Source organism: Paenibacillus sp. FSL R5-0470 (assembly GCF_037975205.1).
Lineage (GTDB): Bacteria > Bacillota > Bacilli > Paenibacillales > Paenibacillaceae > Paenibacillus_AQ.
On sequence record NZ_CP150238.1, the window covers coordinates 4,255,730 to 4,267,073 of the forward strand.

General features: G+C 43.3%; 12 protein-coding genes. All 12 read right to left on the minus strand.

Annotated features, from left to right (window positions below; translation table 11 throughout):
• The 12 genes from MKY99_RS18770 to hslV all read right to left on the minus strand — a co-directional run bounded on the left by MKY99_RS18770 (nucleotide 1) and on the right by hslV (nucleotide 11,327).
• Entirely contained in the window at nucleotides 1-1,476 is a 1,476-nt protein-coding gene (locus MKY99_RS18770) for a flagellar hook-length control protein FliK (protein WP_339265644.1), read from the minus strand.
• Between the two features lie 25 nt (nucleotides 1,477-1,501).
• Complete coding sequence (locus MKY99_RS18775) at nucleotides 1,502-2,443, minus strand: kinesin (protein WP_339265645.1); 942 nt, start codon at nucleotides 2,441-2,443, stop codon at nucleotides 1,502-1,504.
• A gap of 18 nt (nucleotides 2,444-2,461) precedes the next feature.
• Nucleotides 2,462-2,905: a flagellar export protein FliJ gene (gene fliJ / locus MKY99_RS18780; RefSeq protein ID WP_339242131.1), complete on the minus strand. Its 444-nt coding sequence runs from the start codon at nucleotides 2,903-2,905 to the stop codon at nucleotides 2,462-2,464.
• Between the two features lie 9 nt (nucleotides 2,906-2,914).
• Nucleotides 2,915-4,240, minus strand: coding sequence for a flagellar protein export ATPase FliI (gene fliI, locus MKY99_RS18785; protein WP_042128931.1), 1,326 nt, complete (start codon nucleotides 4,238-4,240; stop codon nucleotides 2,915-2,917).
• A complete protein-coding gene (locus tag MKY99_RS18790) occupies nucleotides 4,221-5,069 on the minus strand; it encodes a FliH/SctL family protein (protein ID WP_042189449.1) in 849 nt (282 codons plus the stop codon). The genes fliI and MKY99_RS18790 overlap by 20 nt, the downstream gene beginning before the upstream one ends.
• Complete coding sequence (fliG, locus tag MKY99_RS18795; protein WP_042128934.1) at nucleotides 5,062-6,078, minus strand: flagellar motor switch protein FliG; 1,017 nt, start codon at nucleotides 6,076-6,078, stop codon at nucleotides 5,062-5,064. The genes MKY99_RS18790 and fliG overlap by 8 nt, the downstream gene beginning before the upstream one ends.
• Before the next feature lie 4 nt (nucleotides 6,079-6,082).
• Nucleotides 6,083-7,669 (minus strand): flagellar basal-body MS-ring/collar protein FliF, encoded by a 1,587-nt coding sequence (gene fliF / locus MKY99_RS18800; RefSeq protein ID WP_042189450.1) that lies wholly within the window; start codon nucleotides 7,667-7,669, stop codon nucleotides 6,083-6,085.
• 35 nt (nucleotides 7,670-7,704) lie between these two features.
• Entirely contained in the window at nucleotides 7,705-8,016 is a 312-nt protein-coding gene (fliE, locus tag MKY99_RS18805) for a flagellar hook-basal body complex protein FliE (protein WP_042189451.1), read from the minus strand.
• A 92-nt stretch (nucleotides 8,017-8,108) separates the two neighbouring features.
• Nucleotides 8,109-8,558 carry a flagellar basal body rod protein FlgC gene (flgC, locus tag MKY99_RS18810; RefSeq protein WP_042189452.1) on the minus strand — a complete coding sequence of 150 codons (450 nt, stop codon included), beginning with the start codon at nucleotides 8,556-8,558 and terminating at the stop codon, nucleotides 8,109-8,111.
• A gap of 6 nt (nucleotides 8,559-8,564) precedes the next feature.
• Nucleotides 8,565-8,972, minus strand: a complete 408-nt coding sequence (flgB, locus tag MKY99_RS18815; RefSeq protein WP_339265649.1) for a flagellar basal body rod protein FlgB — start codon at nucleotides 8,970-8,972, stop codon at nucleotides 8,565-8,567.
• Between the two features lie 378 nt (nucleotides 8,973-9,350).
• Nucleotides 9,351-10,751 carry an ATP-dependent protease ATPase subunit HslU gene (gene hslU, locus MKY99_RS18820; RefSeq protein ID WP_076299246.1) on the minus strand — a complete coding sequence of 467 codons (1,401 nt, stop codon included), beginning with the start codon at nucleotides 10,749-10,751 and terminating at the stop codon, nucleotides 9,351-9,353.
• A 33-nt stretch (nucleotides 10,752-10,784) separates the two neighbouring features.
• Nucleotides 10,785-11,327, minus strand: a complete 543-nt coding sequence (gene hslV / locus MKY99_RS18825) for an ATP-dependent protease subunit HslV (RefSeq protein WP_042189455.1) — start codon at nucleotides 11,325-11,327, stop codon at nucleotides 10,785-10,787.
• Nucleotides 11,328-11,344 lie beyond the last annotated feature (17 nt).

Sequence of the window (11,344 nt, forward strand, 5' to 3'; positions counted from 1 at the left end):
TTAAGCTTTGGCAGAGAAGGAGTTCCCTTGATTATCATCTTCTTGCCCTGCGTTTGAAACCCAATCTTTCCATTCACCATTTAGCTCTGCGGCAAGAATGGCATCATTAGCTTCCTCACGACTTTCTTTGGAGCGTCTCCCCTGCTGACCACTTCCAGAACCAGGTTGGCGTCCTTCTTGACCCCACCCTGAATTGAGGGGGGTATTATTTTGTGTAACTTCCAATTTTTCTACTTGGAGGCCTTGAGACTGCAATGCCGCTCGAAGCTGGTTCATCTGCTGTTCCAACATATCCTTAGCTCCGGAATGTTCAGTCATAAACTGTGCAACCAGATGGCCGTTTTGCATAGTAATCTTAACATCTACTTGTCCTAGATTTTCTGGAAAGAGTGATATCGTAGCCTCAGCTACTCCGCCTTTTTGCACAATCTCCAATTTACCTGTAATAAAACCGGTCATTTCCTGTGCAAACTGATGAACGGGTACAGGAGCTACTGGAACCTCAGCCTTCAACGGAGCAGTAATTCCTCCCCGAAGAGCTAATTGACCAGCAGTTACAACTTCATGATCTCCTTCTATAATAGTAGTTCCTGATGTGGAATCTTGAGTTGATTCTGCCTGCTTTGTTTCTCCAGTTGTACTGTTTTTAATCAATGGAGCGGTAAGCTCTGCTTCAGGATCTTGAACAGCTCCTGAGGTCACAGGCGAAGTTAGGACTGCTTCATTCTTAATTGCAGCTACTTCTCCAGCGCGATTACTAAGGTTTTGAATGGTTTTGTCCGTCGTATTACCTTTGCTTTCAGTCACTATAGGTTGTTGTACGGATACACCAGAGTTTTCATTTATACTGGAGTTCTTTCCCTTCCCCTTAATAGTGTTAGCGGAGGACTGTTCTAGTATTGCTGTAAAATTATTTAACAGGCTTATTCCTTTACTAGCAGCTTCTTCGTTCCCACTGACAGCAGCTTCCTGAATCATAGTAACTAAACTTTGCAAATCATCTTGAACAGCAAATCGCAGCGTATCCGCATGCTGAGCTAACGGCGACAAGCTTCCTGCCGACTCCGTATCAGATGTAGCATCACCCTCAGTCGCTTGACTTCCCGATAGAAGAGCTGATACCTGAAGAAGCCAAGCTTGCAAAGCTACCAGCACAGCAGGATCGCTATTGATGCTTTCATCCAGATTTTCAACATCAGCAGTTAGCTTCTCGATAAGATCAGAATTCTGCGTATCTTGTCCCCCTTGATCTTCTCCAGTTGTCTGCACTTCCTTTAAAAGACCTTGCAATAAAGAGGCGAGATTTCCCAGAAGCGGATCAGTAGGTACCGATGTGGTGTTAGCTGTGTTTCCTCCCATAGTTTGCACTAATGTCTGCGCGAAAGGTACAGCAGCTGTTGTGCCAGTAGAAGTCGATGAGCTACCACTTGCAGCTGTAGCATTTGCGCTCACAAGCGATTGAACCACTAAACTCATATTATTTTTCACCTCCTTTCAATATTTATTTAGCACCCATCAAACGGTTAACAATCTTCGCGGTTTGCGCACTATCATTTTTAGTCATTTCCCCCAAAATCGAAGAGCGAACACTATCACTTACGGTATTCATAATCGTTACTACTTTATCAGGGCTAATCTTGTACATTTCTCCTAGTAGAGAAGCTGCATTGGCAGGCGTCATTGAACTAAAGGTTTGGTTCAACTTTTCCTTATCCAGATTTGTACTAGTTTTAGTCGTTTGAGTAGTGCCAGCTTCTTTTTTCAATCTTGATTGAAGAGCAGCAATTGCCATATCACCCGAAGAGGTAGTTTCTTTCAACTTAATCGTCACATCTGCCGCTTTTTGAGGATCCATTTTTTCCAGAATCGCAGTTTTACTCGCTTTATTCATTACGCTGAATATCTGCACCATCTCTTCTGTAGTCAAATTCTCCATAATCGGTGCAGCTTTGGAAGCTTTCATGCCCGCGTACAGCTTCGCCAGATCAGTAACCTGCTTCTGATAAGGATCTTCTGTTTCCTCACTGTTTACTTCAGCAGCTGCAGCAGCTTCCGTCTTCATCCCCTCAATTTGCGACTCTAGCGCCTGAACCTTGGTATCCTGGGCTGTTTTTTCATCTGTGACCTTCTTCAACTCATCTGCCTTCTGGGCAAGCTGAGCTTTGAGCTCCTTAATCGTTGAGTTTGAGCTCACTTCCTGCTTTTTGCTTTCTTCCTTCGGTTTAGAAGGATCTGTTGGCGGATCAGGAACCCATTTTTCCAGAATCGGAATTTTATTCGCAACTTCAAGCACGTTATTACGAATGTCCATATTAAAAAGCGTCAACAGTACTCCAAGCAGTACTAGCGTGAAGATAATCGGTATCATTAGAAATAAGAACCGCTCAAATTTCCCCGCTGACCCTTCATTTTCAAGTTCCATGTCATTATCAATTTTAGCCACTAGCGGAAACCTCCCGGGTTAGAGGGATTTCATCGCGAAGCGGACGGTTGCCATCTCATCCAGTTCGTTTTGTTCCCGTAAAATCATACTTTGCTGAAACTGTGTCTCAGCCTTATCTTTTGCCTTTAACCATACTTTTTCATCTAATACCTTTGTGCTTAACTGATCTTGCTTCTTCAAGACTTCCTGATGTGCACTCCTAACGTCCGTATGTTTACGGGCAATGCATATATCCAGGTATTCTACATATTCTTGCATTTCACGAATCTTCGCCATAGGTGCCTTTTGTTCTGCGGCATTTTGTAAAGATAACATAATAGCGCTCCGCTGAAAGGTGAGTTCATCCAGGCTTCTTTCTTGTGCCTGCAATTCTCCAAGCGCGCTTGAGAGCATCCATTCTGCCTGTGTCTTCTCATTGCCCTTCAAGTCAACGACTTTTTGAAAAGTATAATGAAATCTCATGATACTGAATCAACTCCTCGAGAAGTGTGAAATTAAAGACTGTTGAACTTCAGCCAGCGTAACTTTTTCATTCACTCTTTGTTTGGTGAATTCCCATATACTGTCTATATACTCCATCGACTCATCGATTTGAGCATTGGAGCCTCTCTGATACGCTCCGATATTAATTAAATCCTCTGAATCCTTGTACACGGCCATTAGTCGCTTAACATTCTCTGCAGCGGCAATCTGTTCTTCTGGCGCAATATCCTTCATTACACGACTAATGCTGGAAAGCACATCTATTGCTGGAAAATGTCCTTTGTTGGCAATACTTCGGTTAAGGACGATATGTCCATCGAGTATCCCTCTCACTGCATCAGCGATCGGCTCATTCATGTCATCACCATCAACCAATACAGTGTAAAAAGCTGTGATAGAGCCTGTAGGACCAGTTCCGGCGCGTTCTAGTAGTTTAGGTAAGCTTGCAAATACAGATGGTGTGTAACCTCTCATAGCTGGTGGTTCTCCGACTGCAAGTCCAACTTCACGTTGAGCCATAGCATAACGAGTGACCGAATCCATCATCAGCATCACATTAAGTCCACGATCCCGAAAATACTCAGCAATCGTAGTAGCAATAAGTGCTCCCTTAATTCGAATTAATGCAGGCTGATCAGATGTAGCGACAATAACGACTGACCTCTGCAAACCCTCAGGTCCCAAATCGCGTTCGATGAAATCCAGTACTTCCCTGCCACGTTCCCCAATCAGAGCGATAACATTAACATCTGCTGATGTATTACGTGCAATCATTCCCATGAGCGTACTTTTGCCGACCCCTGAACCAGCGAAAATCCCCACCCGCTGACCCTTACCAATTGTTAGCAAACCATCTATCGCTCTTACACCGATGCTAATAGGTTCTTGCACTCGTGGTCTATTGAGTGGATTGGACGGAATGTTAAAGGTCGAACTATGTGGCATTCGAGCTGGGATCAGGGAACCATCAAGCGGTTGCCCTAGACCATCCAGTACCTTACCCAGCAATTCTGAACCCACCTGAACACTAAGTGGCTTTCCCGTTCCCACTACATCACAACCAGGTCCAATGGCCTGCAGTTCTCCAAGTGGCATTAATAGCACCTTGTTGTCACGGAAACCAACGACTTCAGCTTGCAGCGGCTTATTTCCTTTAGAAGGATAGATATAGCACACATCACCAATGCTAGCATCAGGTCCTTCCGATTCAACCATAAGACCGATAACCTGCGTCACTTTCCCATTGATCCTCACCGGATCGAGATTACGAAGTTGCTCCTTATAACGGTTACTATCAAGCATCTTCTTCCCCATTTCTCTGCTCATCGGTGTCCAGCGCGATTCTAACCAGCTCTTTCTTGATTTCTGCAAGCTGAGTATCAATTCGGGCATCTATGCTGCCAAAGGAGGAGCGGATTACACAACCTTGATCTTTCACAGTCGAGTCAGGCAAGATCTGTAGTTCAGCCTGCGAGTCAACCGCTAATGACAATTCTTCCCTTGCTGCGTTTACGAAAGCAAACTGCGCAGGTGATACACACAGTGAGATCAGCCCCTGCTCACGTTTACGAGCTAGATTCTTCCGAATCAAATCCATTGCAAACTGCGGCTCAACCGTTAACTGTCTGTCCACAATTTTCTCCGCAATATCACAGCTTAGCTCAACCAAGAAAGGTTCTGCTTCCTGAATAATGACATCCCTTGCCTTATAGGCTTCAGTTAAAACAGCACGCGCTTCATCCATCATCGCTGCAATTTTGAGCTTCATCTCTTGCTCAGCTTGAGAAACACCTTCTTGATACCCTAGCTGATAAGCCTCGGCTTTGACAGCCTCAACGAGATGTTCATCCTGCTCACGCCGCTCTTTCCACCACTCTTCAGCCTCCGCTTTTGAGGATTCAACAATCTGTTCCGCTTCAAGAGAGGCATTCCGTACTTGCTCTTCGGCAAATTCTTGGGCGTCTTTAAGCATTTGCTTACGTGCCACTTCAGCCTCTTCACGAGCGGGATCATGATAGTGAGTCTCGCTTACAGTCTCCTCTGGAACGGGCTCCTCAGTTAGGCCCGCATAGTGCCGGGCCTGCTCCAATCTTTTCAGTACATCAACTGGAACATACTGAGAATGCTTAATCAGCTTAGACAATGATGTCATCTCCTCCGCCACGAGCGATGATAATTTCTCCAGACTCTTCGAGTCTGCGGATCGTACCTACAATACGCGTTTGCGCTTCTTCTACATCACGCAACCGCACAGGACCCATGTACTCCATTTCTTCTCGGAATGTCTCTGCCATACGTTTGGACATATTCCGGAAAATAACATCTCGTACTTCTTCGCTTGCAACCTTAAGGGCAAGCTGCAGGTCCGCATTATCAATATCACGAATAATACGCTGAATCGAACGGTTATCCACATTGACAATATCCTCGAATACGAACATCCGCTTCTTGATTTCCTCGGCGAGCTCTGGATCTTGAATTTCGAGAGAATCCAGAATTGTGCGCTCTGTCCCACGGTCAACTCCATTCAAGATTTGTACAATTGATTCGATACCGCCAGCATTTGTATAATCCTGAGTTACTGTAGCAGAAAGCTTCTGCTCCAGCACTCGTTCAATTTGTGTAATGACCTCCGGAGAGGTGCTGTCCATTACAGCAATTCTTCTAGCCACCTCCGCCTGCTTCTCTTGAGGTAATGAGGAGAGAATAGCTGCGGCTTGTTCGAATTGCAGATAAGACAATACAAGTGCGATAGTCTGGACATTCTCATTCTGAATAAAGTTCAAAATCTGGTTTGGATCAGCCTTGCGAGCAAAATCGAAAGGTCTTACCTGCAAAGTCGCAGTCAGACGGTTAATGACCTCCATTGCTTTTGCGGAACCAAGTGCTTTCTCCAGAATCTCTTTGGCGTAGTTAATACCGCCTTGTGATATATATTCCTGGGCGAGGCATATCTGATGGAACTCAGACATGATCGACTCTTTTTCGCTGCTGTCCACTTTACGGACATTAGCAATTTCAAGAGTTAATTGTTCAATCTCCTCGTCTCTTAAATGTTTGAATATTTGCGCCGATACCTCGGGCCCTAGTGTGATAAGCAGGATCGCGGCCTTTTGACGGCCACTAAGCCCCTGCTGACTAGCCTTTGCCATTAGTTCACCTCTGTTCGTCTGCAAGCCATGTACGCAGCAGATTTACGAATTCGTCTGGCTTTTTCTTGGCCAAACTTTCCAATTGCTTACGAACTTGACTGTCATTCGTCACACTTTCCAAATTAATAGATGGAAATTCGGTAGGAACCTGCAATGGAATGTCTTCATCTTCCTCTTCCACAGTCTTCTTGCGACTCCGATAGATTAGATATCCTCCACCTGCTCCAACCAGCAATGCAGCTGCTCCGATAGCCCATAACATCCATGTGGCAAGACCACCTGGTGTTGTATTAGCAGCGGTTCCGCCAAATTGTTGAGAATACACCGAAACCTTTTTGGTTAAATCAGCGTCTGTATATGTAGTACCTGAATCTGCGAGCGAAGCACGAACAATATTTACCAAAATGTTTTGAATTGCTGCTGATGTAGCAGCGTCCAAAGTATTTTGTCCTGTAGGTGGTTCAACTGCAACATTTATGGTTAAATCTTTAACAGTAAAGGGACTTGCGATAACATCCTTTGTAATTCGGTTTACTTCATAGTTCCTCGTTTCAGAAGATTCTTCCGAAGTAGAAGTATCCGTACCGGCTTGTGAAGGATAGCCCGCTACATCTTGTGAACCAGTGCCTGCCACTCCGCCAGTTGTATTTCCTTGACCCGAATACGAGTTACTAATGATTTGTGAACTGATCTCAATCCCCTTCATGTTCTCTGTATCCACGGGGGTTACGAGATTCTCCTTCCGGTTTTCCTTGTCAAAGTTCAGCTTCGAAAATACAAGAACATCAACTTTATCTGGACCCGTAAGAGTGCTAAGGAATTGTTTCACATCTTTCTTTACTTCTTCTTCGAATTTCTTCTGAAGAGCGAAGTTCTCTTCGACTTGGCTGGAAACTCCAGCTTGTCCACCTTTGGCCGTAGGCATTAACTCGACTTCATTATTAGCAATCGTAATGTTATCGATTGGTAGATTTGGAACAGCCGTCTTTACAAGGTTAAAGTACCCATCAATATTATCTTGAGTGGGTCTGAATCCCGGATTAAATGAAAGCACAACGGATGCAGATGCTTGCTCTTGGTCAGCCTGGGAAGCAAAAACTGTTTCTTTAGGCAGATTAATCAGCACTTTAGCATCCTTAATTCCTTGCATACGTCTCATTAACTGTTCTACTTCACCGTTTAATGCATTATTATACTTCACATTAAACTCACTATCTGTCGTCCCTATCATTGACGAATTTTCATTAAAGACCTTATAACCGATAGAGCCCCCCTGAACAATCCCCTGAGAACCGATATCCACCTTTATACGAGCCGCTTCTGTGCTTGGCACGGAAATGCTCTTTCCATCTTGGCTTAATCGGTATGAAACACCTGCTGTATCCAAGTAGTTCATTACTCCAGCTGAATCTGTGCTGTCCAAATCTTGAAACGCTACTTCATATTCTGTCTTTGAAAGCTGCATGGTTAATACTACGATTATTATTAGAATGATAAACAATGTAGAAAAGAATAAAATCTTCTGTTTACCACTAAATCTGTTCCAATACAGGGTCACCTTCTCCCGATATTGGGCAAATCTTTCATTCACAGTGTCACCCCATCCGGAACTAAGCTAGGAATTAATTAAATTTGAGTTCTCATAATTTCTTGATAGGCTTCTATCACTTTGTTCCGGACTTGTGTAGTCAACTGCAAACTCAGTAAAGCCTGTTGGGAAGAAATCATCACCTCGTCTATGTTCACTTCTCCCAATACAAATTTATTACTCATATCCTTTGCTTGTTGTTCCTGATCTGCTACTTTAGTGAGTGCATTCTCAAGATAAGAACCAAAGCTCTCCATGGCATTAGCAGGAGTGGATGAAACTTCGGTAGATGTTGGTTTCATGGCAAGCTGCTGTACAGCTTGAACCCCATTAGTGATATTCTGTATCAACTGTTTCCCTCCTAAAAGTTTTGTAAGCATATGCTTCCTAGATTCACTTCGTACAAAACTCACTTTGGAAGCGTTCCTTGTGTTAATTACGTTTAGCGCCCAATTTCGAGTGCTTTACTTACCATAGCTTTAGATGCATTCAGCATCGTGACATTGGCTTCATAAGAACGTGATGCAGATAACATATCTACCATTTCTTTAGTAATATCTACGTTTGGCATATAGACATAACCTTCGGCATCCGCATCAGGATGGCTTGGGTTGTAAACTGGCTTTAACGGTGAAGTATCTTCTATAATGGACTGCACCTTTACACCTTCACTACTACTACCGTTCAATTTCGAATTTAGTATATTCGAGAACTTATTGCTTTCGGTAGCTTCCATAACAACAAGCTTTCGACGGTAAGGAACGGCTTTGCCATCAACCACCGATGCTCTTGTAGTTTCCGCATTGGCCACGTTGGAGGAAATCACGTCCATCCGCAATCGTTGAGCTGTTAATGCTGATGCACTTATCCCAAAACTACTCCCAAAGTTCATGCAATCTTATCCTCCTTGAATTACAGCTCGCATCATCGAAATTTGACTGTTGATCTGCTCGACATAAGAACTATACCTGAGTTGGTTCTCAGCACTTAACGCCATTTCTCGTTCTACATCCACATTGTTGTCGTTATTATTCATCGAGGTAGTTTCATCCGTACTAACGACAGCTGCTGGTACAATTCTATTACTACCAAATTGAAAATGTCGGGAGTCCGTTACCTTCGCGTTAAGTGTAGATTTTAGTCCACTTTCTTGTTGCTGAAGGAAACTTTCGAATGAAACATCAGAACGTTTGAAATTTGGCGTATCTTCGTTAGCCACATTATTCGCTAGAACATTTTGTCGTTTGTAGGCAGCATCAATGCCTCCCTGCAATCGTTGAAAACTGACACTATTCAGCAATCCCAAGATAATTCCTCCTTTCAAAGCTATCATAATGAAATGAATTCCACAACTTTCCTTAAAAAACCTGCTTGATTTCGACAAATAAAGTATAAAAGTCCTCTATTTATCAGTTTCTACGTCGAACCTTGTCGCAAAGTATAACTTATTAGTATTTTCACATACATTGATTTTCATTTAATTTGTATATTATTACAATAAGAAATAAGCCCTATCTTTTTAGAAAAGACAGGGCTTTTAGCACTTTATTGCTATTTTATTCCTTTTTTAACTCAAAAATATCTTTTTAATTGCATCTTTTTACATTTTTTTACCTATTAATGACACTAAATTGTAATTTTCTAATTCAATATGCCCAAATCCAAAAGAATAGAATTTGTCGCATTAAAGAATATACTGACTTAGATCACGATCCTGCGCAATACTTGCCAATTTCTCACGCACATACTCTGGTGTAATAACCATAGTGTCCAGCGTCAGCTCAGGTGCTTCAAAAGAAAGATCCTCCAATAACTTCTCCAAAATCGTATGAAGACGCCGAGCACCTATGTTCTCCATATTTTGATTCACTGAAGCAGCTATTTTGGCAATTTCATAAATAGCATCTTTCTGGAACTCCACTTCAATGTCCTCGGTTTTTAACAAATTAACATATTGTTTCGTCAAAGCGTTCTCTGGCTCTGTTAAGATAGAAACAAAATCCTCCAGTGTCAGACTGCTTAGTTCTACGCGAATCGGAAAACGCCCCTGAAGCTCTGGAATCAGATCAGAAGGTTTAGCAACATGAAAAGCCCCGGCAGCCATGAAGAGCACGTAGTCCGTCTTCACAGGACCGTATTTTGTCATGATTGTAGAACCCTCTACAATTGGAAGGATATCTCTTTGTACACCTTCACGTGATACATCAGGGCCCGAACCCTTTCCTTGACTTGCAACCTTATCAATCTCATCGATAAAAATAATACCTGATTGTTCAGCGCGTGTCACAGATTCCTGAATGACATCATCCATATCAATCAGTTTGGTTGCTTCATCCTGAATTAGCACTTTACGAGCCTCACGAATAGGAAGCTTACGCTTCTTCGTCCGCTTCGGAAGCAAGCTGCCAAACATTTCTTGCATATTCATCCCCATCTGGTCGTTCCCTTGCCCTGCAAACATATCCAGCATAGATGGCGCTGTATCCTCAACATCTATTTCAATGATATCTTCTTCCAATTGACCAGCAAGCAGCTTAAATCTAACCCCGCGACGACGTTCGCTTAAGCTTCCATCTGGTTCGGAATCTTCTTTAGAATCCTCTTGTGAAGAGTTCCCGCCAAAAATCATCTCAAAAGGATTCTTCTGAGATTTATTTTTTGAAGACGAAGGCACTAAAATAGAGACAATCCGCTCATTAGCCAGTTCTTCTGCACGGTCTTTCACCTTTTCCGTACGCTCTAGCTTCACCATACGAATAGAGGTCTCAACTAAATCACGCACCATAGACTCCACATCTCGCCCTACATAACCCACCTCAGTGAATTTGGTTGCCTCCACTTTGATGAACGGAGCATTAACGAGCTTAGCTAGACGCCGAGCAATCTCAGTTTTCCCTACACCGGTAGGTCCGATCATCAAGATGTTCTTAGGAACAACTTCATCACGCAGTTCCTCAGCCAGCAGACTGCGCCGATAACGATTACGAAGGGCAACAGCTACCGATTTCTTAGCTTGTTTCTGACCTACAATATATTTATCCAATTCAGCTACGATTTGACGGGGTGTTAGCGATTGATTCACCATCGTGAATTCCTCCTTGTCTCTATGGCACTGAGCCTATAATTGCTCAACAATAATATTGGAGTTAGTATACACACATATTTCTGATGCAATCTGAAGAGCTTCACGAGCGATATCCGCAGCAGCAAGATTTGGAGCATGACGTTTGAGCGCGCGACCGGAAGCAAGTGCAAAGTTACCACCGGAACCAATAGCGAGCACATCATCATCTGGCTCGATAATTTCACCATTTCCGGAGATCAAGAGCATTCCTTCCTTGTCCATAACAATCATCAATGCCTCAAGTTTTCGAAGAATACGATCTTGACGCCAGTCTTTCGCCAATTCTACGGCTGCCCGTTGCAGGTTTCCATGATGCTCCTCCAACTTGCCTTCGAATTTTTCGAACAAAGTGATAGCATCGGCCACAGATCCTGCAAACCCTGCTATTACTTGTCCTCTGTATAAGCGACGAACTTTTCTGGCCGTCGTCTTCATAATTACACTCTCTCCGAATGTAACCTGACCATCACCTGCTATAGCTGCCTGTCCGTTATGTCTTACAGCACAAATTGTAGTCGCATGAAAGCTGGGTACCATGATTGTAGTTACCTCCT